Source organism: Mycolicibacterium parafortuitum (assembly GCF_010725485.1).
In the GTDB taxonomy this organism is placed as follows: Bacteria; Actinomycetota; Actinomycetes; order Mycobacteriales; family Mycobacteriaceae; genus Mycobacterium.
This window is the reverse complement of sequence record NZ_AP022598.1, coordinates 2,783,796-2,809,761: the sequence shown is the minus strand read 5'-3', so window position 1 is coordinate 2,809,761 and position 25,966 is coordinate 2,783,796. Positions and strand designations below refer to the sequence as shown.

At 68.9% G+C, this 25,966-nt stretch carries 28 protein-coding genes; 11 read left to right on the top strand and 17 right to left on the bottom strand.

The genetic code is table 11. From position 1 onward, the window contains the following. Positions 1–16 precede the first annotated feature (16 nt). Positions 17–955 carry a type I pantothenate kinase gene (coaA, locus tag NTM_RS13540; RefSeq protein ID WP_163766589.1) on the top strand — a complete coding sequence of 313 codons (939 nt, stop codon included), beginning with the start codon at positions 17–19 and terminating at the stop codon, positions 953–955. Positions 956–957: 2 nt separating this feature from the next. On the opposite strand, the gene NTM_RS13535 is transcribed toward coaA, so the two are convergent. The 4 genes from NTM_RS13535 to NTM_RS13520 all read right to left on the bottom strand — a co-directional run bounded on the left by NTM_RS13535 (position 958) and on the right by NTM_RS13520 (position 4,088). Further along, the gene (locus NTM_RS13535; protein ID WP_163766588.1) at positions 958–1,359 is read right to left on the bottom strand and encodes a hypothetical protein; all 402 of its coding nucleotides are present in this window, start codon (positions 1,357–1,359) and stop codon (positions 958–960) included. Positions 1,360–1,447: 88 nt separating this feature from the next. Continuing rightward, a complete protein-coding gene (locus NTM_RS13530; protein WP_163766587.1) occupies positions 1,448–1,864 on the bottom strand; it encodes a hypothetical protein in 417 nt (138 codons plus the stop codon). 69 nt (positions 1,865–1,933) lie between these two features. Further along, positions 1,934–3,283, bottom strand: coding sequence for a hypothetical protein (locus tag NTM_RS13525; protein ID WP_163766586.1), 1,350 nt, complete (start codon positions 3,281–3,283; stop codon positions 1,934–1,936). 13 nt (positions 3,284–3,296) lie between these two features. After that, positions 3,297–4,088, bottom strand: a complete 792-nt coding sequence (locus tag NTM_RS13520; RefSeq protein WP_083145543.1) for a (2Z,6E)-farnesyl diphosphate synthase — start codon at positions 4,086–4,088, stop codon at positions 3,297–3,299. Between the two features lie 56 nt (positions 4,089–4,144). Between NTM_RS13520 and trhA the strand changes: the two genes are divergently transcribed. Then, the gene (gene trhA, locus NTM_RS13515; RefSeq protein ID WP_163766585.1) at positions 4,145–4,882 is read left to right on the top strand and encodes a PAQR family membrane homeostasis protein TrhA; all 738 of its coding nucleotides are present in this window, start codon (positions 4,145–4,147) and stop codon (positions 4,880–4,882) included. Here trhA and NTM_RS13510 read toward each other — a convergent pair. Genes NTM_RS13510 through mca form a run of 4 tightly spaced genes read right to left on the bottom strand, consistent with a single transcriptional unit; the run spans position 4,879 to position 8,393 of the window. After that, positions 4,879–5,247 (bottom strand): nuclear transport factor 2 family protein, encoded by a 369-nt coding sequence (locus tag NTM_RS13510; protein WP_163766584.1) that lies wholly within the window; start codon positions 5,245–5,247, stop codon positions 4,879–4,881. The genes trhA and NTM_RS13510 overlap by 4 nt on opposite strands. Before the next feature lie 11 nt (positions 5,248–5,258). Then, complete coding sequence (locus NTM_RS13505) at positions 5,259–7,283, bottom strand: thioredoxin domain-containing protein (protein WP_163766583.1); 2,025 nt, start codon at positions 7,281–7,283, stop codon at positions 5,259–5,261. After that, entirely contained in the window at positions 7,267–7,524 is a 258-nt protein-coding gene (locus NTM_RS13500) for a hypothetical protein (protein WP_104864027.1), read from the bottom strand. The genes NTM_RS13505 and NTM_RS13500 overlap by 17 nt, the downstream gene beginning before the upstream one ends. Further along, complete coding sequence (mca, locus tag NTM_RS13495; RefSeq protein WP_104864028.1) at positions 7,521–8,393, bottom strand: mycothiol conjugate amidase Mca; 873 nt, start codon at positions 8,391–8,393, stop codon at positions 7,521–7,523. The genes NTM_RS13500 and mca overlap by 4 nt, the downstream gene beginning before the upstream one ends. Before the next feature lie 117 nt (positions 8,394–8,510). On the opposite strand from mca, the gene NTM_RS13490 reads away from it, so the two are divergent. From NTM_RS13490 to NTM_RS13480, 3 genes are all read left to right on the top strand, one after another. Beyond that, on the top strand, positions 8,511–8,933 hold the full coding sequence (locus NTM_RS13490; RefSeq protein ID WP_179963933.1) for a DUF4307 domain-containing protein: 423 nt from the start codon (positions 8,511–8,513) through the stop codon (positions 8,931–8,933). Positions 8,934–9,189: 256 nt separating this feature from the next. Beyond that, positions 9,190–9,684: a transcription elongation factor GreA gene (greA, locus tag NTM_RS13485; RefSeq protein ID WP_104864030.1), complete on the top strand. Its 495-nt coding sequence runs from the start codon at positions 9,190–9,192 to the stop codon at positions 9,682–9,684. Positions 9,685–9,695: 11 nt separating this feature from the next. Next, a complete protein-coding gene (locus NTM_RS13480; RefSeq protein WP_163766581.1) occupies positions 9,696–10,370 on the top strand; it encodes a GOLPH3/VPS74 family protein in 675 nt (224 codons plus the stop codon). Positions 10,371–10,385: 15 nt separating this feature from the next. Here the strand turns inward: NTM_RS13480 and NTM_RS13475 are convergent, their stop codons facing one another. From NTM_RS13475 to NTM_RS13455, 5 genes are all read right to left on the bottom strand, one after another. Continuing rightward, entirely contained in the window at positions 10,386–11,558 is a 1,173-nt protein-coding gene (locus tag NTM_RS13475) for a cystathionine gamma-synthase (protein ID WP_104864032.1), read from the bottom strand. Between the two features lie 9 nt (positions 11,559–11,567). Then, a complete protein-coding gene (locus tag NTM_RS13470; protein WP_272955246.1) occupies positions 11,568–12,032 on the bottom strand; it encodes an RDD family protein in 465 nt (154 codons plus the stop codon). Positions 12,033–12,070: 38 nt separating this feature from the next. After that, a complete protein-coding gene (locus tag NTM_RS13465; protein WP_163766580.1) occupies positions 12,071–13,024 on the bottom strand; it encodes a DUF2189 domain-containing protein in 954 nt (317 codons plus the stop codon). A 102-nt stretch (positions 13,025–13,126) separates the two neighbouring features. Continuing rightward, positions 13,127–14,521, bottom strand: coding sequence for a cystathionine beta-synthase (locus NTM_RS13460; RefSeq protein ID WP_104864034.1), 1,395 nt, complete (start codon positions 14,519–14,521; stop codon positions 13,127–13,129). A 29-nt stretch (positions 14,522–14,550) separates the two neighbouring features. After that, positions 14,551–15,621 carry an alpha/beta hydrolase gene (locus NTM_RS13455; RefSeq protein WP_163766579.1) on the bottom strand — a complete coding sequence of 357 codons (1,071 nt, stop codon included), beginning with the start codon at positions 15,619–15,621 and terminating at the stop codon, positions 14,551–14,553. A gap of 194 nt (positions 15,622–15,815) precedes the next feature. On the opposite strand from NTM_RS13455, the gene NTM_RS13450 reads away from it, so the two are divergent. The 3 genes from NTM_RS13450 to purT are packed head-to-tail and all read left to right on the top strand — an operon-like array spanning position 15,816 to position 19,278. Further along, entirely contained in the window at positions 15,816–16,778 is a 963-nt protein-coding gene (locus NTM_RS13450) for an SGNH/GDSL hydrolase family protein (protein ID WP_104864035.1), read from the top strand. Positions 16,779–16,827: 49 nt separating this feature from the next. Continuing rightward, the gene (locus tag NTM_RS13445; RefSeq protein ID WP_104864036.1) at positions 16,828–18,045 is read left to right on the top strand and encodes an acetyl-CoA C-acetyltransferase; all 1,218 of its coding nucleotides are present in this window, start codon (positions 16,828–16,830) and stop codon (positions 18,043–18,045) included. A 27-nt stretch (positions 18,046–18,072) separates the two neighbouring features. Beyond that, complete coding sequence (gene purT / locus NTM_RS13440; protein ID WP_104864037.1) at positions 18,073–19,278, top strand: formate-dependent phosphoribosylglycinamide formyltransferase; 1,206 nt, start codon at positions 18,073–18,075, stop codon at positions 19,276–19,278. On the opposite strand, the gene NTM_RS13435 is transcribed toward purT, so the two are convergent. Then, positions 19,259–20,137, bottom strand: coding sequence for a hypothetical protein (locus NTM_RS13435; protein ID WP_163766578.1), 879 nt, complete (start codon positions 20,135–20,137; stop codon positions 19,259–19,261). The two genes, purT and NTM_RS13435, sit on opposite strands and share 20 nt — an antisense overlap. Before the next feature lie 187 nt (positions 20,138–20,324). Then, positions 20,325–21,182 carry a Bax inhibitor-1/YccA family protein gene (locus NTM_RS13430; protein ID WP_104864039.1) on the bottom strand — a complete coding sequence of 286 codons (858 nt, stop codon included), beginning with the start codon at positions 21,180–21,182 and terminating at the stop codon, positions 20,325–20,327. A gap of 182 nt (positions 21,183–21,364) precedes the next feature. Between NTM_RS13430 and NTM_RS13425 the strand changes: the two genes are divergently transcribed. The 3 genes from NTM_RS13425 to NTM_RS13415 are packed head-to-tail and all read left to right on the top strand — an operon-like array spanning position 21,365 to position 24,924. After that, positions 21,365–22,411, top strand: coding sequence for an enoyl-CoA hydratase/isomerase family protein (locus NTM_RS13425; protein WP_163766577.1), 1,047 nt, complete (start codon positions 21,365–21,367; stop codon positions 22,409–22,411). Further along, positions 22,408–23,181, top strand: coding sequence for an enoyl-CoA hydratase (locus tag NTM_RS13420; protein ID WP_104864041.1), 774 nt, complete (start codon positions 22,408–22,410; stop codon positions 23,179–23,181). The genes NTM_RS13425 and NTM_RS13420 overlap by 4 nt, the downstream gene beginning before the upstream one ends. Before the next feature lie 9 nt (positions 23,182–23,190). Continuing rightward, positions 23,191–24,924, top strand: coding sequence for an alpha/beta hydrolase (locus NTM_RS13415; RefSeq protein WP_163766576.1), 1,734 nt, complete (start codon positions 23,191–23,193; stop codon positions 24,922–24,924). Here the strand turns inward: NTM_RS13415 and NTM_RS13410 are convergent. Beyond that, entirely contained in the window at positions 24,921–25,289 is a 369-nt protein-coding gene (locus NTM_RS13410; RefSeq protein WP_163766575.1) for a rhodanese-like domain-containing protein, read from the bottom strand. The two genes, NTM_RS13415 and NTM_RS13410, sit on opposite strands and share 4 nt — an antisense overlap. Beyond that, positions 25,289–25,825, bottom strand: coding sequence for a cysteine dioxygenase (locus tag NTM_RS13405; protein ID WP_163766574.1), 537 nt, complete (start codon positions 25,823–25,825; stop codon positions 25,289–25,291). Before NTM_RS13405 ends, NTM_RS13410 begins: the two co-directional genes overlap by 1 nt. Between the last annotated feature and the right edge of the window lie 141 nt (positions 25,826–25,966).

Sequence of the window (25,966 nt, the reverse complement as noted above, 5' to 3'; positions counted from 1 at the left end):
CTGCAAGACTGTGCCCATGGCGCGGCTGAGCGAACCCAGCCCCTACGTGGAGTTCGACCGGACCCAGTGGCGGGCACTGCGCATGTCGACGCCGCTGAAGCTGACCGAGGACGAGCTCGTCCGGCTACGGGGTCTCGGCGAGAAGATCGACCTTCTCGAGGTCGAAGAGGTCTATCTGCCGCTGGCCCGGTTGATCCATCTGCAGGTGGCAGCCCGTCAGGCACTGTTCGCGACCACCGCGCACTTCCTGGGCGAACCGCAGCAGAACCCGGACCGTCCGGTGCCGTTCGTGATCGGCGTCGCCGGCAGTGTCGCGGTGGGCAAGTCGACCACCGCGCGTGTGCTGCAGGCGCTGCTGGCGCGCTGGGAACACCACCCCCGCGTCGACCTGGTCACCACCGACGGCTTCCTGTACCCGAACGCCGAGCTGGCCCGGCGGAACCTGATGCACCGCAAAGGTTTCCCGGAGAGCTACGACCGCAGGAAGCTGATGCGGTTCGTCACCGCGGTGAAATCGGGATCCGACGTCGCCTGCGCGCCGGTGTATTCGCATCTGCTCTACGACATCGTGCCGGGTGAGAAGCAGATCATCGAGCACCCCGACATCCTGATCCTGGAGGGCCTCAACGTCCTGCAGACCGGTCCGGCGCTGATGGTGTCGGACCTGTTCGACTTCTCGGTCTACGTCGACGCGCGCATCGAGGACATCGAGAACTGGTACATCTCGCGGTTCCTGTCGATGCGCGAAGGGGCGTTCGCCGATCCGGCGTCGCACTTCCATCACTACTCCACGCTGACCGACGAGGCGGCCGTGTTCGCCGCCCGCGACATCTGGCATTCGATCAACCGGCCCAACCTGATCGAGAACATCCTGCCGACGAGGCCGCGGGCGACGCTGGTGTTGCGCAAGGACTCCGATCACTCGATCAACCGGCTGCGCCTGCGCAAGCTCTGACCCTAGAGACGCCGCAAACCGACGTACTGCACGGCGCCGATCACCGCGGTGTAGAGCGCGCCACCGAGCAGCAGGCCGACACCCCAGCCGGTCAGCGGCCAGATCCCGGCGACCTCGGCACCGACGAAGCCGACGGTGAACAACGCGTTCGCGGCGATGGTCGCGATGGCGCCCGGCCGGACGCGGTCCAGCCCGGCGAGCCGGTACACCACCACGCCGTAGGCCAGGAAGAAGACGCCGAGGCTGTACTCGACCGCGACCGGGATACCGGTCAGTGACGACAGCCACCCGGCCGCCGCGACGAACGGGATCCCCGTGATGCCGACGAGCACCGCGTCCAGGCGCATCGCGAATCGGAGCAGTCCGCTGCGGGTGTCGGTGGCGGGCAGAGTGGTTGCGGTCATCGAACATTCCTTTTCTCGTAGGGTTTTCCTGGGCGCCGGTACCGGAGTCGACGCCACGACCTCTTGTGGCGGCGACTCCGGACCGGGGTCATGTCGGGATGCGCCGCACCCCGAGGTACTGCAGGCAGGCGAAGCCCACCGTGACCGCCGTGAACGCGACGGTCACCGCGACACCGAACGCAGTCAGCGGCAGCCAGCCCGCGGCCAGCACGACAGCGACACCGACGCTGAACAGCACGCTGCCCGTCAGGACCGTGACGCCGGCACGGCGGATGTCGGGCACCCGAGCGAGGCTGTAGAGGGACACGCCGTAGCCGACCAGGGCGGCGCCGGCGATCCACTCGGCGGTCGCGGTCAGCCCGGTCAGCCGCGACAGCGGGTCGGCGGCCATCGCGACGAAGAGCCCGACACCGCCGCACACGGTCGCGTCGGCACGCATCGCGAACCGCAGCAGCTGTGTATCCGGCTGTGGGGCCCGGGAGTGGCGGGTGGTGACGGCGGTCATGTCACCTACGGTGCGCACCGCACACTGCCAGGTCTGCCCCGGAAGCTGCCAAGTACTGCCAGCCGCAGGTCAGCGAGCTGCGACGAGGTTGCTTCGGAGATCTGTGGCGATCACCCGGGCGGCCGCGTTCTGCCAGTTGTGCAGGGAACGCTGCGGCACCTCGGTGACAAGCCACTGCCAGGCCCGGCGTGCGACCGGGTCGAGACCGGCCGGGGTCGCGTTCTGGGCGTAGGCCCGCACCCCGGCGACGTACGGGAAATACAGAGAGTTGTAGTGCCGCCACTGCTCGGTGGTGCCGAAGTCGGCGCCGTCGCGCGGTTTGAGGTTTGCGATGCGCTCGGCGAGCAGCGCCCTCAGCTCGTTGGCCCGCTCCAGCGGCTGGTCCGGCGCGCCGCGCCGCTCGAGCCGCTCGTCGATCACCGGCAGTGCCGTCAGCGGGCTGGCGACGAGCTTGGACAGATCCCCGAAATGCCCGAGTGCGCGGCGGGTGACCCGCACGAACGTCTCCTCGTCCATGTCGTCGAGCGGATTGGCCGACCGCCGCGGCAGCGCCGCCTCCGTGCCGCGCAACGCGGCCCGGTCCGCGCGCAGATCCGGCGAACGAGAGAACACCACCCGGTCCAGCAGTCCGGCCAGTGGGTCGGCCAGCACGTTGATCGCGATCGCGACGGCGAGCGTGGTGAACACCAGCACCACGAGCGTGGGGCTCTCCCCCGCGGCCGCCAGCGCGACGAGCAGTTGTGCGCCGAACAGCAGCGCGACCACGGTGGTGCCGACGAACGAACGCAACATGTCGCGGCGTAGCGCGTGGCCCTCGTCGAACGCGTCGCCGATCGCGACCGCGATGCCGAGCAGCGCGACGTCGAATCCGGTGGACGCCAACGCCAGCCAGCTCGGCACCAGGCCCAGCGGGATCACCAGGATCGCGTTGCCGAGCGCGAAGAACAGCGTCGCGATCACGACGAAACCGACGACCGGGCGGGGCTGCGCGCGGCGCAGGACCGCGTGCACCATCGCACTGAGTGCGGGCACCGACACCGCGGCGAACAACACCCAGTGGCCCAGCCGCAGCGGGCCCTCGACTCCCCCCGCCATCCACGCGCCGAGGAACGCGACGCAGGCGACCGCGCCGACCAGACCGGCCTCCCCGGCGCGGCTGCGCCACGAGTCACGGGGCTGCGAGAGTTCGAGCAGCACCGCGAACCACGCGATCCCGGGCACCGCGACGAGATAGATCTCGACCTGGCTGAGGGTGGCCGAACCGGTCGCGACCCGCACCGCGTCCAGCGCGACCACCAGTGCGAACCCGGTCAGCCCGACCGCGGCGCACACCAGGACCGCTTTGCGCGGGTCACGCGCGAGCAGATACAGCCCCAGCCACCAGCTCAGTGCGAAGACGACCGCGGAGAGCGCAACCATGGCCGGCGTCCTCTTACCGGCCGTACCGTCGGTGCCGGGCGCTGTAGTCGCGCAGCGCGCGCAGGAAGTCGACGCGGCGGAACTCCGGCCAGTACGCCTCGGTGAACCACATCTCCGAATATGCGCTCTGCCACAACAGGAATCCGGACAGTCGCTGCTCACCCGAGGTGCGGATCACCAGGTCCGGATCGGGCTGACCGGAGGTGTACAGGTTCTCCGAGATCGCCTCGGCCGTGACGGATTCGACGAGCTGTTCACCGGTGGCGCCGTTGGCCAGCTCCTTGCTCAGCAGCGCGCGCACCGCGTCGACGATCTCCTGACGCCCGCCGTAGCCGACGGCGACGTTGACGTGGAACTTCCCGCCGTTGCCGTCGGTGGAGGACACCGCGTCGCGCAGCCGCCTGGCCGGTTCCTGACCGAGCAGCTCCAGATCGCCGACGGTACGGACGCTCCACTGCTTGGCCGGGGCGCAGATCTCCTCGACGACCTCGGTGATGATCTCGATCAGCGCGGCCAGCTCGTCGGCGTCGCGCTGCAGGTTCTCGGTCGACAGCAGATACACCGTCGCCATCTCGATGCCGGCGTCCTGGCACCAGCGCAGCATCTCGGCGATCTTGCGGGCACCGGCCCGGTAGCCGTAGGCGACGTCGTCGTGACCTGTCTCACGGGCCCATCGGCGGTTGCCGTCACACAGAACGGCAATATGCCTGGGTAGCTCTGATCGCTTGAGCGACAACCCCTGACGCAGCCGCAGCTCGTAGAGCCGGTACATCGGCTCCTTGAGGCGCCGGGGAATGAGGTCCACGATAGTCCAGACTACTGTGGCGCACAGTTACCCCAATGCCACTCACCGGAGATGAGATGCCGACTTCTCTTGAACCGTGGTACACCGCCGAACCGGACCGCGGCCCCGAGGACTTCCCCGAAGCCGTCGCCGAAGGCGTCGCGCAGTTCTTCGGTAAGCCCCGGCTGCGCGGCTGGATCCACGTCTATTCCGCCGTCATCGCGGTCATCTGCGGAGCCGCGCTCGTCGCGGTGTCCTGGTCGCTGCAATCGACCCGCGCCGGGATCGCCACGCTGATCTACACGCTGACGATCGTGGCGATGTTCACCGTCAGTGGCGTCTATCACCGGGTCGACTGGAAGTCGACGACCGCGCGCAAATGGATGAAACGCGCCGACCACTCGATGATCTTCCTCTTCATCGCCGGCAGCTACACCCCGTTCGCGTTGCTGGCGCTGCCAGAGAACGACGGCTGGGTGCTGTTGTGGATCGTGTGGTGCGGCGCGCTGGCCGGGGTCGCGCTCAAGATGCTGTGGCCCTCGTCGCCACGCTGGCTCGGGGTGCCGCTCTACATCCTGCTCGGCTGGGTCGCGGTGTGGTTCATCGGCCCGATCATGCACGGTGCCGGGGTGGCCGCGGTGGTGCTGCTGATCGTCGGCGGCGCGCTGTACAGCATCGGCGGCGTCCTCTACGCGCTGAAGTGGCCGAACCCGTGGCCGGCGACGTTCGGGCACCACGAGTTCTTCCACGCGTGCACCGCCGTCGCGGCCATCTGCCACTACATCGCGATGTGGTTCGCCGTCTTCTCCGGTTAGAGCTGGGTCAGGTTCTGCGGGCCCCAGTAGGCCTTCATCGACGTGATCAGGCCGTCGGCGTTGAAGGTCATGATCTCGATCGGCTCGATGCGCATCGCGCCCCCCACGGTGATCGCGAACAGGAACGCGGCCTCGTGGCCGCCGGCCCGGAACGTGAGCAGCTCGGTCTTCACCTCGGCGCCCGAGATGTTGTTGTAGAAGCCCGCGATGGCCTTCCGGCCGATGTGCACCTCACCGCCGCCGACCGGGTCCTCCAGCGTGGCGTCCTCGGCGTAGAGCGCGGCGACGTCCTCGGCGCTGCCGCTGACGACAGTGTCGAGATAACGCTGGACGAAACCTTGCAGCACATCGGGCTCGAAGCTCATGACCGGCCACGCTACACGGAGGGCCCCATTGCGGTCGCAAGTTCCTCGACGGTTGTGACCGGAAGGTCACACACCCGTCCCCGGCACACGTAGGCGGCGTCGGCATCGTGCACCCGGGGCCGGTCCCGGAGCAGCGCAGAGGAATCCGTCGCGCCGCCGATCACCACCGCGCCGCCGGGCGCCAGGGCGCGGGCCGCGGCCAGCAGTGCCGAGTCCGGACTCTCGCAGGCCACGGCGACCTGGATCGGCCCGCGTACCGCGGCCTCGGCGACCGCGAGCCAGTGCCCGGCCGAACGCGGGGAACGCGCCAACAGCACCGCCGCACTCGACAGCGTCGCCTCCGCCGCCGAGGCGTAGCGCGGCGCGGCATCCTCGTCGGCGAGATGAGCCGCCAGCTGCAGGGATTCGGCGATCAGCGAGGCACCCGACGGGGTGGCGCCGTCCACCGGGTCCGACGGCCGCAGCATCAGCTGCTCGGCGTCGTCGGCGACGTCGTACCAGCGGCCGGGCGCCTCCTGCTCGGCGAAGTGGCGCAACGCGAGATCGAGCAGCGCGGTCGCCGCATCGAGCCAACTCCGTTGTCCCATGGCCTGATACAGCGCCAGGAGTCCGGTCGCCAGTGCGGCGTGGTCCTCCAGGATCGCCACCGCATCCCCGACCACCCCGCCGAGACTGGAGCGCCGCAGCCGGCCGCCGACGACGTGCAGGTCCAGCAGCCGGCGCGCGCATTCGGCTGCGGCGTCGAGATAATCCGGCCGGCCCAGCGCGAAAGCCGCCTCGGTGAGCGCGGTGATCGCCAGGCCGTTCCACGCGGTGACCACCTTGTCGTCGCGCGCGGGCTGGGGACGCTCGCGCCGCGCGGCGAGCAGCGCGGCGCGGATCCGCTCGAATCGGCCGGCGTCCCCGGGGTCGCGGCGCAGCTGCAGCACCGACGCGCCGTGTTCGAACGTGCCGTCCGTGGTGACCCCGAAAACCGTTGCCGCCCATTGTGCGTCGTCGGGTCCGAGTGCGGCGCCGAGGTCGTCGGGGGTCCACACGTAGGTGAGTCCCTCGACACCGGCGGAGTCGGCGTCCAGCGACGAGACGAACATGCCGTCGCGGCGCAGCTCGTCGAGCAGGAACCGGGCCGTCTCGTCGGCGATGCGGTGCGCCAGCGGATCGCCGGTGCGGCGCGCCCAGTGCGCGTAGAACCTCAGCAGCAACGCGTTGTCATACAGCATCTTCTCGAAATGCGGCACCACCCAAGAAGAGTCGACGCTGTAGCGGGAGAACCCACCGGCAAGCTGGTCGTAGATTCCGCCGCGGGCCATCGCAATTCCGGTCCGCGCCGCCGCGGCCAGCGAGTCCGGCGAGCCGGTGCGCTCGTGATGGCGCAGCAGCGCCTCTAGCAGAGCCGACGGCGGGAACTTCGGGGCGCCGGACGGGGTGTTCGCGAAGCCGCCGCGCGCGGTGTCCTCGTCCATCAGCACCGCGGTCACCGCATCGTCACACAGGCCCGGGTGAACCGGGCCTGTGCCGCCGGGCAAACCTGCTGACATCGCCCGCAATTCGCCCGCGACGTGGTTGGAGGTCTCCTCCACCTCGGTGCGGCGGGTGTGCCACGTTTCGGCGACCGCGGCCATCAGTTGAAGGAACGTGCCCTTCGGGTAATAGGTGCCGCAGAAGAACGGCTTGCCGTCCGGGGTCAGGAAGCACGTCATCGGCCAGCCGCCCTGACCGGTCATCGCGACGGTCGCGTTCATGTAGACCGCGTCCAGATCGGGCCGCTCCTCGCGATCGACCTTGATACACACGAAGTTCCGGTTCGCGACGGCGGCGACCTCGGGGTCGTCGAACGACTCGTGCGCCATCACATGGCACCAGTGACAGGCCGCATACCCGATCGACAGCAGGATCGGCACGTCGCGGCGGGCGGCCTCGGCGAGCGCGCCGGGCGTCCACTGCTGCCAGTGCACCGGGTTGTGCGCGTGCTGCCTCAGATACGGACTCGTCGCGTCCGCAAGAAGATTGGCCGAACCGTCAGCCGTTGGACTCACGTTTCGTCCCGTCGGCCGGGTCCTCGGTCGAGCCGTCGGTGTCTGTGTCGGCGTCGGCGCCGAAGGACTTCGGCAGCTTGCGCAGGTGCCGGTTCATCGACCACACCAGCCCGAAGACAGCCACCAGCAGCAGCACCACGATGATCAGCCCGACCGGGCTGGCCTTGCCGAAGTCGGGGCCGGTCTGGCGGGGTTCGTCCTGGGCCAGCAACTCCATGCCCAGCAACATCAGATCACTCACGTATGTCCTTCGATCCCGGCGAACAGGTCGGTCTCGGGTAGCACCACCGGCACCCGGGACCTGGCCAGCTCGAACTCCTCGGTCGGCCACAGCCGCTGTTGCCACTCCATCGGGGTGGTGAAGAAAAAGCTCTTCGGGTCGATCTGCGTCGCGTGCGCCAGCAGCGCCTCATCGCGCTGCGCGAAGTACTTCGAGCACTCGATCCGGGTCGTGACCCGCTTGTCGAGCACGTCGTCGTCGGGATCCCACTTCTCCAGCCACTTGGCGAAGGGGCCCTCCTCGCCGTGCTTGGCGAACTCGTCCTGCAGCACCTGCATTCGCTGCCGCAGGAACCCGTGGTTGTAGTACAGCTTCAGCACGTCCCACGGCTCGCCGGCATCCGGGTACAGCAGGTGGTCTCCGGCAGCCTCGTATGCGGCGACGGACACCTGGTGGCACTTGATGTGGTCCGGGTGCGGATAGCCGCCGTTCTCGTCGTAGGTCGTCATCACATGCGGTTTGAACTCGCGGATCACCCGCACCAGCGCCTCGGTGGGCCGCTCCAGCGGCTCGAGTGCGAAGCACCCGTCCGGCAGCGGCGGCAGCGGGTCGCCCTCGGGCAGCCCCGAGTCGACGAACCCCAGCCAGTGGTGCTCGACACCGAGAATCTCGGCTGCGCGGGCCATCTCGTCGATCCGGATCTCGTGGATCCGCCCGTGCACCTCCGGCAGATCCATCGCCGGGTTGAGGATGTCCCCGCGTTCGCCGCCGGTCAGCGTCACGACCATCACGCGCACGCCCTCGTCGACGTAACGCGCCATCGTCGCGGCGCCCTTGCTCGACTCGTCGTCGGGGTGCGCGTGTACGGCCATCAACCGGAGTTCGCTCAACCTGATCCTTCTCAGCTGTTCGCTCACGTGGGGACTCACGCTTGGGTTCAACAACGCGCGTGGTCCTATAGTTCCAGGTCTAGTAGACCCATCCGACCGACGGGCATGCAAAACGAGATGATCGAGCGTCCCACCACCCGCTATGGCGAAAAACAGCTGCCGCGGCGCACCCGCCGATGGGTCGTCGTCGGCCTCTTCGCGCTGGTCATCGTCGCCGGCATCGTGATCGCCACGGTCGCGTTCAGCCGCTTCGGCACCGGTGACGTCAAAGGCGAGATGGCCGGATACCGGCTGGTGGACCCGCACACCGTCGACGTGACGATCAGCGTGACCCGCGACGACCCGGCGCGGCCGGTGGTGTGCATCGTGCGCGCCCGCAGCAAGGACGGCGACGAGACGGGACGCCGCGAGGTGCTCGTCGGGCCGTCGACCGAGAAGACGGTGCAGGTCACGGCGACGGTCAAGTCCAGCAGACCCGCGGTCATGGGCGATATCTACGGGTGCGGCATCGACGTGCCGTGGTACCTGGTCAACCCCTGATCGGCGGTTGACCGCCGGAGATCGGCCCGCGAAATTCCGGATTTCGGGCATCGCGCCGGTGGTATGGTTGGCGGATACACGGTTCCTGCTGGGGCCGTGTATTGCTGCATTTTGGAGCTCAGAACCGAAGCTCGACTGCGGCAGTACACGTTCGACAGCCCCGCCCGTGGCTAAACCTTCACATAGCGACATCTTCAACACAGCGACACCTTCGACATAGCGACACAGCGCCAACCAACCAAGACAGGAGCGCGATATGACTGACACCCAGGTCACCTGGCTCACCGAGGAGTCCTACGACCGGTTGAAGGCCGAGCTCGATCAGCTGATCGCCAATCGCCCCGTCATCGCCGCCGAGATCAACGACCGCCGCGAAGAGGGCGATCTGCGGGAGAACGGCGGCTACCACGCCGCCCGCGAGCAGCAGGGGCAGGAAGAGGCGCGCATCCGCCAGCTGCAGGAGCTGCTGAACAACGCCAAGGTCGGCGAGGCGCCCAAGCAGTCCGGCGTCGCGCTGCCCGGCTCCGTGGTCAAGGTCTACTACGACGACGACGAGAACGACACCGAGACGTTCCTGATCGGCACCCGCGAGCAGGGCGTCAGCGACGGCAAACTCGAGGTCTACTCGCCGAACTCACCGCTGGGCGGCGCGCTGATCGACGCGAAGGTCGGCGAATCCCGCACCTACACCGTGCCCAGCGGCAACACCGTCAAGGTCACCCTCGTCAGCGCGGAGCCCTGGCACGGCTGACCGAGCCCTCCATGGCCCGGATCGCAGAGGACTTGTTCCTGCTGCTGCTGGACAACGCGACCGCGCAACCGGGACTCGATTCTCCGCGCCGTGAGCATGCGCTTGCCGCCGCGTCGCTGCTGGATCTCGCCCTCCAATGCCGGGTCCGGCCTGCGGGCCCCAGCGACGAAGCCGTCCCTGCGGGGCGGCTCCTGGTGCTGGCCGCGCCCGGACCGGTCGACCCGCTCGACGCGCCGGCCCTGGCGTTGCTGCAGAGCCGGCCGTTGAGTCCGCGCACGGCGATCAAGAAGCTGTCCACCGACATCCAGAAACGGCTGATCGCCCACCTGGAGCGGACCGGCCAGATCCGCCGCACCGTACAGTCGTCCGGGCTGTTCGGCAAGGCTTATGCGTACCCGCTGACCAGTCGCGATCGCGTCGGACCGGCCCGCACGGCGGTGATGGCCGCGTTGTTCGACCGCACCCCGCCCGCAGCGCCCACAGCGGCGATCATCACGCTGCTGCATGCGGTGGACGGGCTGGGCGCGTTGCTCAGCCTCAACGACCGCGGCTGGCGCTGGGTGCACGCCCGCGCGGGTGAGATCGCGGCGGGCAGGTGGCTCGACGAGTCACCGACGGGGCTGGCCGAGGTGAACATGGCGGTCACAGCGGAAGCGGTCCGGCAGGGGCTCGCGCAGCTGATCTGACTCAGCTCAGAACACCTAGGCGAGCGCTTGTTCGACGTCGCCGAGCAGATCCGCGACGTCCTCGATGCCGACGGACAGCCGCACCAGGTCGTCGGGGACCTCCAGCTGGGAACCCGCGGTCGAGGCGTGCGTCATCGCCCCCGGGTACTCGATCAGCGATTCCACCCCACCCAGGGACTCGGCGAGGATGAAGATCTCGGTGCGCGCACAGAAGTCGCGCGCGGCCTGCGGCCCGCCGCGCAACCGCACCGAGACCATCCCGCCGAACCCGCTCATCTGCCGGGCCGCCACGTCGTGGTTCGGGTGCGACGGCAGCCCCGGGTAGAGCACCGTGTCGACGGCGGGGTGTCCGTCCAAAAACTCGGCGATCGCCGTGGCGTTCTCGCTGTGCCGCTGCATCCGCAGCGGCAGCGTCTTGAGGCCACGGATGGTCAGGTACGCGTCGAAGGGCCCCGGTACCGCACCCGCGCCGTTCTGCAGGAACGCGAACTTCTCGTCGAGCGCCTCGTCGTTGGTCAGCAGCGCTCCCCCGACGACGTCGGAGTGCCCGCCGATGTACTTGGTGGTCGAGTGCAGCACGATGTCCGCGCCGAGCGACAGCGGCTGCTGCAGCGCCGGTGAGGCGAACGTGTTGTCCACCAACACTTTCGCGTTCTTCGCCGCACCGATCTCGGCGATCGCGGCGATGTCGGCGATCGACAGCAGCGGGTTGGTGGGCGTCTCGATCCAGATCAGCTTGGTGCGGTCACTGACGGCGGCGCGCACGTGGTCGAGGTCCGACAGCGCCACCGCGGTGTAGCTGATTCCCCACAGGCTGAACACCTTGTCGATGAGCCGGAACGTGCCACCGTAGGCGTCGTCGGGGATCACCAGGTGGTCGCCGGGGCGCAGCACCGCGCGCAGCACGCAGTCGGTGGCCGCCATGCCGGAGCTGAAGGCCCGGCCGTAGGACGCACCTTCCATCGCCGCGAGCGCACCCTCGAGCACCGACCGCGTCGGGTTGCCTGTGCGGGCGTATTCGAAGCCGCCGCGCAGCCCGCCGACGCCGTCCTGGGCGAAGGTCGAACTCGCATAGATCGGCGGGTTGACCACCCCGGTCGCCGGGTCGGGCCGGTAGCCGGCGTGAATGGCCTTGGTGGCCGGCCCGTAGGCCCGGTAATGGTCGACCGCGCTCGTCTGCTCACCCATGCCGCCAGGCTAGCCGGGAGCCCGCCCGCGCCGGTCGACGGGCACACAGACGGTGCCCATCAGCTTGTCGGCCAGCGTCTGGCGCTTGGCGTCCCACAGCGGGAACAGGAAGCCGATCCCGCAGATCGCCGCATCGACCACATGGACCAGGTGACGCAGCAGCGAGGCACCGGATCCGATTGGCCGCCAGGTGTTCTCGGCGACCACCCGGATCCGCGTCACCGACTTGCCGAGGCTCGCACCCGTGCGGCCCTGCCGGTAGCCGAAGTTCCATCCCAGATAGCCGACGCTGAACGCGAACGTCAGCGCGGCCAGCGCCCCGCTCTGCGGTGCGTTGACCGCGGTACAGGACACCCCGCCGTGCGCGTAGGTGACGCAGTCGGTCACCGCAGAGCGGATGGCCGCGCCCTCCCACATCCCCCACGCGACGAGCAACGGCAGCGCGTCCAGCACCGCCGCCGCGGCCCGCCGCAGCCAGGACGCGTAGGCGTCTCTTCGAGGTGGCAGGGGGCTTACGGGGTGGGGGGAGCCAGGGGTCCGCCGGTCAGCGACCGGTAGGCGTAGACGAGGTACAGCACCGCCAGCGGCACCGTCACGATCAGGCCGATGTAGCACAGGAACGAACCGACCGAGATCAGCACGTTGAAGATCAGCCAGGTCAGGAACACCTGCAGGAAGTTCGCCTTGGTGACCGCGATGCTGGCCTTGATGCCGTCGATCGCCGACAGGTTGCGGTCCACGATGAACACCGTGGTGAACAGCGCGAAGATCGACACGATCAGGCCCGGGATCACACACAGCAGCGATCCGATCGAGGTTGCCACACCGACGATCAGCGACGCGACGACGACCGCGCCGATGTTGCGGGGCCTGAAGAACGACCCGAACTCGACCTTCTGGCCGTTGGCGATGTCGAGCACGCCGGCCAGGTACGCCGCCGAAATCGCCCCTGCCACAACGAACATCACGATCAGACCGAGGAACAGGATGATCGTGGCGGCGGGGCCGAGGTCCAGCGACATCCCGGCGCCGTCTTCTCCCGAGTACGACGTGTAGTCGGCCGGGAACATGCTGGTCAGGCCGAAGATGATGGCGCCGAGCACACCGATGATCAACGCGTAGACGATCGTCGGGATGATCAGCGGTCCGGCGTTCTTGCTGAACTTGTTGAACGCCCAGCCGAAGCCGGCACCGACGTCCACCGACGGACGGGTCGGCTGCGGCGGAAAGCCCTGTCCCGGCGGGGGATAGCCGCCGTAGCCGGGCGGCGGAGCCGGGTATCCGGGAGGAGGCGGCGGCGGATAGCCGCCCCCGGGGGGCGGCGGAGGTGGATAGCCACCGGGCGGAGGGGGCGGATACGCCCCACCCGCGCCGGGAGGCGGGAAACCACCACCGGGTGGGGGCGGCGGCGGGTAGCCCTCGGGTGGCGGGGGCGGGTAACCGCCGGGCGGTGGGTTCTCGGTCATCGACATCTCCCTAGAGTTCGCTCTCCGAGCCGGTAACAAGCGTGCACCCTACCGGAGGCAGAGCCCGGAGCAGCGGCTTCGCCGCGGATGCCGGGCGCCGTGTCAGCGGCGCGGCGACTCGTCGGACAGGTACCCGAGCAGGTCGTGGCGAGTCAGCACACCGGCCGGCTTGCCCTCTTCGACGACCATCACCGCGTCGCATTCACGGAGCATCTTCGCGGCCGCGCTGACAGGTTCGCCTGCGCCGATGAGCGGCAGCGGCGGGCTCATGTGCTTGGCGACGGCATCGTTGAGCTTGGCGCGGCCCTCGAACACCGCGGAGACCAGATCGCGCTCGGACACACTGCCGGCGACCTCACCGGCCATCACCGGCGGCTCGGCCCCGACGACCGGCATCTGCGACACGCCGTACTCGCGCAGGATCCCGATGGCGTCGCGGACCGTCTCGGACGGGTGGGTGTGCACCAGCGCGGGTAGCGCCCCGGACTTCGCGCGCAGCACGTCGCCGACGGTGGACTCCGCGACCGAGCCGTCCAGCCTGGTCCGCAGGAAGCCGTAGGACGACATCCAGCCGTCGTTGAAGATCTTCGACAGGTAGCCGCGCCCGCCGTCGGGCAGCAGCACCACGACGACGGCGTCGGGGCCCTCGCGTTCGGCGACCCGTACGGCGCCCACCACGGCCATCCCGCACGATCCGCCGACCAGCAGCGCCTCCTCGCGGGCGAGGCGGCGCGTCATGTCGAACGAGTCGGCATCGGACACCGCGATGATCTCGTCGGGCACCGTCGGGTCATAGGCCGACGGCCAGAAGTCCTCGCCGACCCCCTCGACCAGGTACGGGCGCCCGGTGCCGCCGGAGTAGACCGATCCCTCCGGGTCGACGCCGACGACCTTGACCTTCCCGCCGGACACCTCCTTGAGGTAGCGGCCGGCGCCGGTGATCGTGCCGCCGGTGCCGACCCCGGCGACGAAGTGGGTGATCTTGCCGTCGGTGTCGGCCCAGATCTCGGGTCCGGTGGTCTCGTAGTGGCTCTCCGGGCCCATCGGGTTGGAGTACTGATCGGGCTTCCACGCGCCGTCGATCTCCTCGACCAGCCGGTTCGAGACGCTGTAGTAGCTGGCCGGGTCGTCCGGGGCGACCGCCGTCGGGCACACCACGACCTCGGCGCCATAGGCGCGCAGAACGTTCTGCTTGTCCTCGCTGACCTTGTCGGGGCAGACGAAGATGCACTTGTAACCGCGCTGCTGCGCGACGATCGCGAGGCCGACACCGGTGTTGCCCGACGTCGGCTCGACGATGGTTCCACCCGGCTTGAGCGCGCCGCTGGCTTCGGCCGCGTCGATCATCTTGATCGCGATGCGGTCCTTGGAGCTGCCGCCCGGGTTGAGGTATTCGATCTTGGCGGCGACCAGGCCGGCGCCCGGCGGGACCACCGAGTTCAGCTGAACCAGTGGGGTGTTGCCGATGAGCTCACTGACGTGCCTGGCGATCCGCATGTGTCCATGGTGTCAGGCCCGCGGATCGACTACCAGGTGACCTCTCGGATGTAGTCGCCGATCTGTTTGATAGAGCGCGTCGCTTCCGGGACCGCGGGCGAACCGAGCTGGAAGACGTGCATCTGACCGGGCCAGATGCGCACCTCGACAGGCACACCCGACTCGGCCAGCAGGCGCGCGGCCTTGCGTGCGTCGCTGAGGAGCACCTCGGAGCCCGACACATGGATCAGCGTGCGCGGCAGGCCGGGCTCGATGTGGTCGAGCGGTTCGTAGACCTGCTCGGCGACGCCGTCGACGACGCGGCGGGATGCGGCATCCTCGATCAGTTCGACCAGGGCGTGGAACGCCTTCGGCGGGAACATCGCATCGGTGCGGGCGTTGGGGTGCTCGGCGCGGGCCTCGTTGTCGATCTCGAACAGCGGCGACATCGTCACGATCGCGGCCGGGGTCTCCCCGACGAAACCGTTGGCGCCCTCGGCCTGCAGGCGTTCGGCGAGCGCGAGCGCGAGGTAGCCGCCCGCGGAGTCGCCCGCGAGCACGATCTGCTCCGGTTCGTAACCCGTCTCACGCAGCCACTTGTACGCGTCGTAGCAGTCGTCGAGGGCGGTGCCGACCGAGTGCTTCGGGATCATCCGGTAGTTGACCACCAGTGCCGGCGCATCGGCGAACTTCGACAGCGCCGTGACCAGGCGGCCGTGGGTGTTGACACCGCACGTCAGGAACGCCCCGCCGTGCAGGTAGAGGATCACGCTGCGGTTGCCGTCAGCGGGCAGCACGCCCGCGGCGCGCACGAGCTGCGCGGTGCAGTGCGGAAGCTTGATGGTGGCTCGTACCGTGCCCGGCGCGGGCTTGAGCACCCGGGCGGCGAAGTCGAGCACACCCCACGGCCAGGGAAGCTTCGGCGCATAGCTGCCAACGCTCAGGAAGGGTTTGATGGTCGCCATCGCGGCCAGGTTCAGGAGGCGTCCGGCGACGCTGGGGCCGTCTTCGACCACCTCGACCGGAGCCCCGTCCGATACCGGGAACCGACGGTTCTTACGCGTCCTAGCTGCGCTGATCGCAGCATGAGGAGTCACTGGAACCTTGCTAGGTGCCGTCATCGCCACCACTTCCTACGCCGATGTAGAGCCGGGATAAGCCGAGTTATTCAGACAACCTCGTAACTTAGCTTGCCACGTGTAACCACTATCACAATTCATTAAACGTTTTTGATACCGGAGTTGATACCGCACTGTGATCGTGGATTTGCGGTGCGCCCCGCTCACCGGAGCGAACCGCCACTAAACTCGCCCGTGTGGGGATACCGCGCCGCCGGTCCACGGTCGCACTCGCGGCCGCAGCCACCGTTGCCTCCACGGGCACGGTGTACGTCGGGGCGCGCAATCTGCTCACCGGTCAGGCCGACCAGGCGCGCCGCACCATCCCGAAGGCGTGGGACGTCCCGCCGCGCGCCGACGGCGTCTACTCCCCCGGCGGCGGACCGGTCGAACGCTGGCACCGCGGGGTGCCGTTCGACCTGCACCTGATGATCTTCGGGGACTCGACAGCCACCGGATACGGCTGTACCGACGCCGACGAGGTGCCCGGAGTCCTGCTGGCCCGCGGACTCGCCGACGAGTCGGGCCGGCGAATCCGGTTGAGCACCAAGGCCATCGTCGGCGCGACGTCGAAAGGACTGTCCGGACAGATCGACGCGATGTACGTCGCGGGGCCACCGCCGGACGCCGCGGTGATCATGATCGGCGCCAACGACATCACCAAACCCAACGGCATCGGGCCGTCGGCGCGCCGGCTCGGCCAGGCGGTTCGGCGGCTGCGCGGCAGCGACGCCGTCGTCGTGGTCGGCACCTGCCCGGACTTCGGGGTGATCACCGCGATCCCGCAACCGCTGCGCTGGGTCACCCGCAACCGGGGACTGCGGCTCGCGAGGGCCCAGGCCGCGGCGGTGCGCGCCGCCGGCGGCGTGCCCGTCCCGTTCTCGGACCTTCTGGCACCGGACTTCTACAAGACGCCCGAGCTGCTGTTCTCGCCGGACATGTTCCATCCGTCGGCGGCCGGGTACGAACTCGCCGCCAAGCAGTTGCTGCCGGCGCTGTGCAATGCGTTGGGCGAGTTCGTGACCGGCGTGCCCGCCGAGGCGGCACTGGAATCGAGGACCGGCGACGACGGTTCGCTGTTTTCGCGGCTGGGCGGTCTGAGCCGGTTGTGGCGGCGTTCCACCGGGGTGCCCGCGCCGATCGTCGTCGCCGCGAGTTAGGTTTGCGGGAACACGTTCTACTTGTTTCGAACCGTGAGGAGCCCGTTTCATGCCCGAAGCCGTCATCGTCGCCACCGCACGCTCGCCGATCGGCCGGGCCAACAAGGGCTCCCTGGTCTCCATGCGCCCCGACGACCTCGCCGCCCAGATGGTGCGCGCGGCGTTGGACAAGGTGCCCTCGCTGGACCCGCGCGACATCGACGATCTGATGATGGGTTGTGCGCAGCCGGCCGGTGAGGCCGGCTACAACATCGCCCGCGCCGTCGCCGTCGAACTCGGCTACGACTTCCTGCCCGGCACCACGGTGAACCGGTACTGCTCGTCGTCGCTGCAGACCACCCGGATGGCGTTCCACGCGATCAAGGCCGGCGAGGGCCACGCGTTCATCTCCGCCGGGGTCGAGACCGTGTCGCGGTTCGGCAAGGGTGCCGCTGACGGCGCGCCGGACTCGAAGAACCCGATCTTCGCCGAGGCGCAGGAGCGCACGGCCAAGCAGGCCGAAGAGGAAAGCACCTGGCACGATCCCCGCGAGGACGGCCTGCTGCCCGATGTCTACATCGCCATGGGGCAGACCGCCGAGAACGTCGCCACCTTCACCGGCATCAGCCGCGAGGACCAGGACCACTGGGGTGTGCGCTCGCAGAACCGGGCCGAGGAGGCCATCAACAGCGGGTTCTTCGAGCGCGAGATCGTGCCTGTGACGCTGCCCGACGGCACCGTCGTGTCCAAGGACGACGGTCCGCGCGCCGGCACCAGCTACGACAAGATCAGCCAGCTCAAGCCGGTGTTCCGGCCCAACGGGACGATCACCGCGGGCAACGCGTGCCCGCTCAACGACGGCGCCGCCGCGGTCGTGATCATGAGCGACACCAAGGCCAAGGAACTGGGCCTGACCCCGCTCGCGCGCATCGTGTCGACGGGGGTGTCGGGGCTGTCCCCGGAGATCATGGGCCTCGGCCCGATCGAGGCCGTCAAGAAGGCGCTGGCCAACGCGAAGATGAGCATCTCCGACATCGACCTGTACGAGATCAACGAGGCGTTCGCGGTGCAGGTGCTCGGCTCGGCGCGCGAGCTCGGCATGGACGAGGACAAGCTGAACGTCTCCGGCGGTGCCATCGCGCTGGGCCACCCGTTCGGCATGACCGGCGCCCGCATCACCGCGACGCTGCTCAACAACCTCGCCACCTACGACAAGACGTTCGGCATCGAGACGATGTGCGTCGGCGGCGGTCAGGGCATGGCCATGGTGGTCGAGCGACTCTCCTGAGCCGCCCGGTCCTAGAATTCCGTTCCGATGACCACCATCGGAACGCCGCTGTCACCGCGCGCCACGAAAGTCATGCTGCTCGGCTCGGGTGAGCTGGGCCGCGAAGTGCTGATCGCGCTGCAGCGCCTCGGCGTCGAGACCATCGCCGTCGACCGCTACGACAACGCACCCGGCCAGCAGGTCGCGCACCACTCGCGGACCATCACGATGTCGGACCCCGATCAGCTGCGCGCGCTGATCGAGGCCGAGCGGCCCGACCTGGTGGTGCCCGAGATCGAGGCGATCGCGACACCGGCCTTGGAGGCACTCGAGGCCGAGGGCGTGACGACTGTGATCCCGACCGCTCGGGCGGCGCGGCTGACCATGGACCGCGAGGGCATCCGGCGCCTCGCCGCCGAAACCCTCGGCCTGCCGACCAGCCCGTACCGGTTCTGCGACTCGCTGGCCGAGCTGGAGGCGGCCATCGAGATCGTCGGCATCGGATATCCGTGCGTGGTCAAACCGGTGATGAGCAGTTCCGGCAAGGGGCAGTCCAAGATCGACGGTCCCGACGACGTGGCGCCGGCCTGGGAGTACGCGATGTCGGGCAGCCGGGTCTCCAACACCCGGATCATCGTCGAAGGCTTCGTCGACTTCGACTACGAGATCACGCTGCTGACGGTGCGCGCTCGCGGCGCCTCGGGTGAGGTCGAGACGCAGTTCTGCGAACCGATAGGGCACCGTCAGGTCAGCGGCGACTACGTCGAGAGCTGGCAGCCGCATCCGATGCCGCCGACCGCGCTCGAACGCGCGCGGGAGATCGCGCGGGCGGTGACCGAGAACCTCGGCGGACAGGGCATCTTCGGCGTCGAACTGTTCGTCAAGGGCGACGACGTGTGGTTCAGCGAGGTCAGCCCGCGCCCGCATGACACCGGCATGGTCACGATGGTCACGCAGTGGCAGAACGAGTTCGAGCTGCACGCCCGCGCCATCCTCGGGCTGCCGGTGGACACCACGCTGAAGTCCCCCGGCGCGTCCGCGGTGATCTACGGCGGCGTCGACGCCGAGGGCGTGGTGTTCGACGGCGTGGACAAGGCACTGCTGGTGCCGCACACCGATATCCGGCTGTTCGGCAAGCCGGAGAGCTTCGTCAGGCGCCGCATGGGCGTGGCACTCGCCCACGCCGACGACGTCGACACCGCCCGCCGCAACGCCGCCGAAGCCGCGAGCCGGGTCACGCCGCGGGCGGTCTAGCTCGGGCCCGCGCTGCGCGCACTCTCGCGTCGTAAGCGCGCGAGACACGACGCAGGACATCCTCCGGATGGTTGGCTTTGACCACCCGCACGCGCACCCATTCGATCTCGTCGAGGTCCTCGGCGCGCCGGATGTCGTGCGCGAACTGCATCGGGTCGACGCGATGCTGGTCGCCGTCGTATTCGACAGCCAACTTCAGGTCCTCCCACCCCATGTCGAGGTAGTAGCGCCGCCCTCCGTCGGCACTGACCACCGGGATCTGGGTGAACGGGCGCGGGAACCCGGCGCGGATCAGCAGCAGACGCAGCCAGGTCTCGCGCGGGGATTGCGCCCCCGGATCGTGGAGGGCCAGCGCGTCGACCAGTTGTCGCATCCCGCGCTTCCCGGCATGTCTGGCGTGCGCCCACCGCAGCATTTCGGCAACGTCGAAAGCCGCCGCGTTGCCCAGCGCGTCGAGCCGGGCGACCGCGACGTCGAGCGGCCCCCGGCGACCCAGGTCGAAGACGGTCCGATGCAGGGAGGTCACCGGCAGCCCGCGACGGCGGGTGATCTCGTCGGGGTGCAGGTCCTGCTTGTGCGTCCGGATGCCCTGCGGCGACCGGGCGTTCGACCAGATGAGTTCGATCGGCTGCGAATCGTCGACGTATCGCGCCCCGTGCAGTGCCGCCGCGGTGAGCCCGGCAAGGATGCCGCCGCGGTGCGACCACAGCCACGCAGCGGTGGCCCGGTGATGCAGGCTCAACTCGACACCCGGACGGGTGTACACATCCGGGTGGAGCGCCACGTACCTGGTGCGCAGCAGATGCTTACCGACGAGACCGGCCGAGACCGCTTCACTTCCGATGAACGGCACCTGCATGCGTCGACAATGGCGCGTCTGCGGTGTGCCGCGCAGCCACGAAGTCGGCGACCTGTGCACAACTCCGCGAGAGTGCACTCAGATCGCCGATCTGCGGCCGAGGACGCGCTGAGCGCACTCTCGCGGCAGCACTCGCACGCGAAAAAGGGCGCCCACGTTCGTGGACGCCCTTTCTCTGGCGATACTGCTAGTCGTTGTTGAAGTAGCTCAGCAGACGCAGGATCTCGAGGTACAGCCAGACCAGGGTGACGGTCAGGCCGAGCGCGATGCCCCATGCGGCCTTCTCCGGAGCGCCGGCGCGGACCATCTGGTCGGCGGCGTCGAAGTCGATCAGGAAGCTGAACGCGGCCAGGCCGATGCACAGCAGCGAGAAGCCGATGGCGAGCATGCCGCCGTCACGCAGGCCCAGGCCCGCGCCGCCACCGACACCGAACAGCGCCAGCACCAGGTTGAGCAGCATCAGCGCGACGACACCGAACAGGCCGGCGACGATCATGCGGGTGAACTTCGGGGTGACGCGGATGGCGCCGGTCTTGTAGACCACGAGCATGCCGAAGAACACGCCGAGGGTGCCGACGATCGCCTGCGCGATCATGCCGACGCCGCCGACGGAGGCGATGTTGGCGATCACGAACGAAACCGCACCGAGGAACAGGCCCTCCAGTGCGGCGTAGCTCAGCACGATCGCCGGGTTGTCCTGCTTGCGGCCGAAGGTCGCGACCAGCACCAGCGCCAGGCCGCCGAGCGCACCCACGAGGGTGAACGGCATGGCCAGGCCGAGGTTCTGGCTGACGAGGAAGTACGAGACGACCGCGACCGCGGTCAGCACGGCGAGCGTCATGCCGGTCTTCATCACGACGTCGTCGATCGTCAGCGCGCGGGAGACACCTCGCTGCTGCTGATCGGGGTACTGCTGCGCCGTGTACGGATCGGCGTGGACCGTCTGCGCACCGTAGCCGGCGGCGGCTCCGGTACCGAATTGCGCGTAGCCGCCCTGCTGCTGTTTGGGCAGTGAGCGGAATACCGGGTTGCTGCTTTCGCGCACCGTCGGTTCCTTCCTGTGTTGTGTCTCGAGTGGTCTCGCCCTGTGACGATCACAAGGGCAACGTTCGAGCTTCCCGGGCAGTTCCCGCTGAGGTCATTTTCAGCGAAGCAACTTCCCAGGGCGTTCCCAGGAAACCTTACCCGGGCACCCCCGGGGACGGGAGACGATCTACATTGCATTCCGTGGTCGAAAACGAGGACGTCCTAGTAACCGTCAGTGGCGGCGTCGGCAGGATCGTGCTGAACCGTCCGAAGGCGATCAATTCGCTGACTCATCCGATGGTCACCGTGATCGCGAAGGCGCTCAAGGCCTGGGAGACCGATGACGCCGTCACCGCGGTCCTGGTCACCGGCGCCGGCGAGCGCGGACTCTGCGCCGGCGGTGACGTCGTCGCGATCTACCACGACGCCAAGGCCGGCGGGGCCGCGTCGCGCGAGTTCTGGCACGACGAGTACCTGCTGAACTCCTACATCGGGCGCTACCCGAAGCCCTACGTCGCGATCATGAACGGCATCACGATGGGCGGCGGGGTCGGGATCAGCGCGCACGGCAGCGTGCGGGTGGTCACCGAGACCACCAAGATGGCGATGCCCGAAGTCGGTATCGGCTTCATCCCCGACGTGGGCGGCACCTACATCCTGGCGCGCACCCCGGGACTGCTGGGGGTGCACGCGGCGCTGACCGGCGCCCCGTTCTCCGGCGCGGACGCGATCGTGATGGGCTTCGCCGATCACTTCGTCCCCCAGGACCAGGTGGAGGCGTTCATCGCCGCAGTCGAGGCCGACGGGGTCGACGCCGCGGTCGCCGCGTACGCGCAGCAGCCGCCGCCGAGCCCGCTGGAGGCGCAGCGGGAGTGGATCGACCAGTGCTACGCCGGCGACACCGTCGCCGACATCGTCGCCGCGCTGCGCTCACACGGCGCCGAGGAGGCCCGCGCAGCCGCCGACCTGATCGCGTCGCGCTCCCCCGTCGCCGCGTCGGTCGCGCTGGAAGGCCTCCGCCGGGCCACGAAGCTCGCCACACTGGAAGACGTGCTGCGCCAGGAGTTCCGGACCTCGGTCGCGTCCCTGCGCACACACGATCTGGTCGAGGGCATCCGGGCGTTGCTCATCGACAAGGACAAGAACCCGCAGTGGTCGCCGGCGACGCTGCAGGAGGTGACCGCCGAGGACATCGAGGCGTACTTCGTCTCCGCCGATCCCGACATCGAATTCGAGGAGCAGTCATGACTTTCGAGACCATCCTGGTCGAGCGCGACGATCGCGTGGCCACCATCACGCTGAACCGCCCGAAGGCGCTCAACGCGCTCAACACCCAGGTGATGAACGAAGTCACCACTGCCGCAGCCGAACTCGACGCGGATCCGGGTGTCGGCGCGATCATCGTGACCGGCAACGAGAAGGCGTTCGCCGCGGGCGCCGACATCAAGGAGATGGCGAGCCTGTCGTTCGCCGACGTCTTCTCCTCGGACTTCTTCGCCGCGTGGGGCAAGTTCGCCGCGACCCGCACCCCGACGATCGCCGCGGTCGCCGGCTACGCGCTCGGCGGCGGCTGCGAACTCGCGATGATGTGCGACATCCTGATCGCCGCGGACAGCGCGAAGTTCGGCCAGCCCGAGATCAAGCTCGGCGTGCTCCCGGGTATGGGCGGCTCCCAGCGGCTCACCCGCGCGATCGGCAAGGCCAAGGCGATGGATCTGATCCTGACCGGCCGCAACATGGACGCCGAGGAGGCCGAGCGGGCGGGCCTGGTGTCTCGCGTCGTGCCCGCCGACTCGCTGCTCGAGGAGGCCAGGTCGGTCGCGCAGACGATCGCGGGCATGTCGCTGTCGGCGTCGCGGATGGCCAAGGAGGCCGTCGACCGCGCGTTCGAGACGACGCTGACGGAGGGCCTGCTCTACGAGCGCCGGCTGTTCCACTCCGCGTTCGCCACCGACGACCAGACCGAGGGCATGACCGCGTTCGCCGAGAAGCGGTCGCCGAACTTCACGCATCGCTAAAGTTCATGCGTGACCGAGACCGCGTCCACCGCTGAGCACGACCCTGCGCCGACTGAGACGGCCCCCGAGACCGGGGCCACCCCGCAGACACGCGCGCAGGTCCGGCGCAGCTGGTGGGTCCGGCACTACACCTTCACCGGCACCGCGGTCGGTCTGGTTTTCCTGTTCCTGTCGCTGACACCGTCGCTGCTGCCGCGCGGGCCGCTGTTCCAGGGCCTGGTCAGCGGCGGCGCCGGCGCTGCCGGGTACGCCCTCGGGGTGTTCTCGGTGTGGCTGGTGCGGTACATGCGGTCCAAGGACACCAGTCCGCCAGCACCGCGCTGGGCGTGGACGGTGCTGGTCGCGGCGGGCCTGGTCGGCCTGGTGGTGATGATCTTCCGGTTCCACAGCTGGCAGGACGACGTCCGCGACCTGATGGGGGTGCCGCGGCTCGGGTTCTGGGATTACCCGCTGGCCGCGGCGATCTCGGTGGTGGCGCTGTTCGTGCTGGTCGAGATCGGCCAGCTGGTCGGGCGTCTGGTGCGCTTCCTGGTGCGGCAGGTCGACCGGGTGGCGCCGCCGAGGATCGCCGCCGTCATCGTGGTGGCACTGCTGCTCGCGCTGACCGTCGCACTGCTCAACGGTGTCGTGGTGCGGTTCGCGATGAGCACGATCAACAAGACCTTCGCGGCGGTCAACGACGAGACCGATCCCGACAATCCGGCACCGACGTCGCCGTTGCGTTCTGGCGGACCCGAATCGCTGGTCAGCTGGGAATCGTTGGGACATCAGGGCCGGGTGTTCATCTCCGGCGGCCCGACCGTCGAGGAGCTCACCGAGTTCAACGGCACCCCGGCCGTCGAACCGATCCGCGCCTACGCCGGGCTGCATTCCGCCGACGGCATCAAGGAGACCGCAGAGCTCGCCGCGCAGGAACTCCTGCGCACCGGCGGCCTGGACCGGGCCGTCGTCGCGGTCGCGACCACGACCGGCACCGGCTGGATCAACGAGGCCGAGGCGTCCGCGCTGGAGTACATGTACAACGGCGACACCGCGGTCGTGTCGATGCAGTACTCGTTCCTGCCCAGCTGGTTGTCGTTCCTCGTGGACAAGGAGAACGCCCGGCAGGCGGGTCAGGCGCTGTTCGAGGCGGTCGACGCGCTGGTGCGGGAGATGCCCGAGGCCGAGCGGCCGAAACTGGTCGTGTTCGGCGAGAGCCTCGGCAGCTTCGGCGGTGAGGCGCCGTTCCTCGCGCTGAACAACCTGATCGCGCGTACCGACGGCGCGCTGTTCAGCGGTCCGACGTTCAACAACACGATCTGGGAGGACCTGACCCGCAACCGCGATCCCCATTCACCGGAGTGGTTGCCGGTCTACGACCGCGGCGAGAACGTCCGATTCGTCGCGGACCCCAAAGACCTTGGGCGCCCGACTGATCCGTGGGGGCAGCCCAGGGTGGTGTATCTGCAGCACGCATCGGACCCGATCGCGTGGTGGAACACCGAACTGCTGTTCGCCAAACCGGACTGGCTGCGCGAGGCGCGGGGCTCGGATGTGTCGCCCGACATGGAGTGGATCCCGGTCGTCACGTTCCTGCAGGTGTCGGCGGACATGGCGGTGGCCGTCGACGTGCCCGACGGACACGGCCACGTCTACGTCCGCAACGTCGCGAACGCCTGGGCGGCGATCCTGCAGCCGCCGGGCTGGACCCCGGAGAAGACCGAGAGACTGCGCGGACTGCTGCGCAGCGACGAGAACTCCTAGTCCAGAACCTCTTTGAGAGCGTGATAGCCACCGATCACATCGGTGGCGCGGCGCAGGCCGAGGTCTTTGAGCGACGCCGCGGCCAGGCTTGAGGTGTAGCCCTCCGAGCACAGGATGACCCACTCGACGTCGTCGTCGACGGCCTGCGGGATGCGGGCGTCGCTGGTCGGATCGCACCGCCACTCCAGGACGTTGCGTTCGATGACCAGCGCGGCGCCGATCTCGCCTTCGGCGGCCCGCTGTGCCGCGGGCCTGATGTCGACGAGCACGGCACCCCGGTCGAGCGCAGCGGGCACCTCATCGGCGGACAACCGGGTCAGCTTGGCCCGTGCGTCGTCGAGGACCTTGTCGATACGGCTGGGCATCAGTCGTGCTCCGGCTTGTCGGTGAGCTCGGTGCGCTTGCGGCGCAACGTATTGCGGTCGGTCACCTCGTAGTAGGACATCACCGTGAGCGGCGGAGAATACGCGTGCACGCTGAGAGTGGGGGTGGGCACGGGGCTTACCGAAGTCGCGATCCCGCCCGCGGTCACGCTCTCGCGGGCCCAGACCACGTCGTGCACCCAGCCGAGGGGGAATGCCGCCTGGTCACCGGCGACCAGCGTGCGGTTGCGCAGCGCCTCACCATCCCAACGGGTTTCGCGCAGCGCGCCGGAGACGACGGTCAGCGCACCGAGCGAGCCGCCGTGGTCGTGCAGTTCGGTCGCGCGGTCCGGCACCCAGCTGATCAGCCAGACGTCGAGCTCGTCGGTGCCGTGCAGGCGGGTGAACCACCGTTCGCTGGTGGGCGGGCCGCCGGCGGGCAGCAGATGGTCGAAGTCTCCGCCGAGGACGTCGTCGGCGAAGCGGTCGGTGACGTGCAGAAGGTCGGCAGGACGCAGACGGGTGGGAGCCAGGCTCATGGGGGAACTCCAAAGACGGACGAAACGAAGGATCAGGGGGTCGGCGCTAGGCCGGACAACACTCCTGGGTTCGCGTCACGTCGATCACCCGGCCAGTGTTCCACAGGCCGGGGCACGCTCGCCACCTGCGGACCTTAACCT

Bases quoted from the DNA above. Each gene is read 5' to 3' on its own strand.
- NTM_RS13460 (WP_104864034.1), bottom strand. From the start codon at position 14,521: ATGCGGATCGCCAGGCACGTCAGTGAGCTCATCGGCAACACCCCACTG.
- NTM_RS13535 (WP_163766588.1), bottom strand. From the start codon at position 1,359: ATGACCGCAACCACTCTGCCCGCCACCGACACCCGCAGCGGACTGCTC.
- NTM_RS13525 (WP_163766586.1), bottom strand. From the start codon at position 3,283: ATGGTTGCGCTCTCCGCGGTCGTCTTCGCACTGAGCTGGTGGCTGGGG.
- NTM_RS13490 (WP_179963933.1), top strand. From the start codon at position 8,511: ATGATCGAGCGTCCCACCACCCGCTATGGCGAAAAACAGCTGCCGCGG.
- trhA (WP_163766585.1), top strand. From the start codon at position 4,145: ATGCCGACTTCTCTTGAACCGTGGTACACCGCCGAACCGGACCGCGGC.
- NTM_RS13435 (WP_163766578.1), bottom strand. From the start codon at position 20,137: ATGCAGGTGCCGTTCATCGGAAGTGAAGCGGTCTCGGCCGGTCTCGTC.
- greA (WP_104864030.1), top strand. From the start codon at position 9,190: ATGACTGACACCCAGGTCACCTGGCTCACCGAGGAGTCCTACGACCGG.
- NTM_RS13480 (WP_163766581.1), top strand. From the start codon at position 9,696: ATGGCCCGGATCGCAGAGGACTTGTTCCTGCTGCTGCTGGACAACGCG.
- NTM_RS13410 (WP_163766575.1), bottom strand. From the start codon at position 25,289: ATGCCCAGCCGTATCGACAAGGTCCTCGACGACGCACGGGCCAAGCTG.
- NTM_RS13530 (WP_163766587.1), bottom strand. From the start codon at position 1,864: ATGACCGCCGTCACCACCCGCCACTCCCGGGCCCCACAGCCGGATACA.
- NTM_RS13420 (WP_104864041.1), top strand. From the start codon at position 22,408: ATGACTTTCGAGACCATCCTGGTCGAGCGCGACGATCGCGTGGCCACC.
- NTM_RS13510 (WP_163766584.1), bottom strand. From the start codon at position 5,247: ATGAGCTTCGAGCCCGATGTGCTGCAAGGTTTCGTCCAGCGTTATCTC.
- NTM_RS13455 (WP_163766579.1), bottom strand. From the start codon at position 15,621: ATGACGGCACCTAGCAAGGTTCCAGTGACTCCTCATGCTGCGATCAGC.
- purT (WP_104864037.1), top strand. From the start codon at position 18,073: ATGACCACCATCGGAACGCCGCTGTCACCGCGCGCCACGAAAGTCATG.
- NTM_RS13475 (WP_104864032.1), bottom strand. From the start codon at position 11,558: ATGGGTGAGCAGACGAGCGCGGTCGACCATTACCGGGCCTACGGGCCG.
- NTM_RS13405 (WP_163766574.1), bottom strand. From the start codon at position 25,825: ATGAGCCTGGCTCCCACCCGTCTGCGTCCTGCCGACCTTCTGCACGTC.
- coaA (WP_163766589.1), top strand. From the start codon at position 17: ATGGCGCGGCTGAGCGAACCCAGCCCCTACGTGGAGTTCGACCGGACC.
- NTM_RS13465 (WP_163766580.1), bottom strand. From the start codon at position 13,024: ATGACCGAGAACCCACCGCCCGGCGGTTACCCGCCCCCGCCACCCGAG.
- NTM_RS13445 (WP_104864036.1), top strand. From the start codon at position 16,828: ATGCCCGAAGCCGTCATCGTCGCCACCGCACGCTCGCCGATCGGCCGG.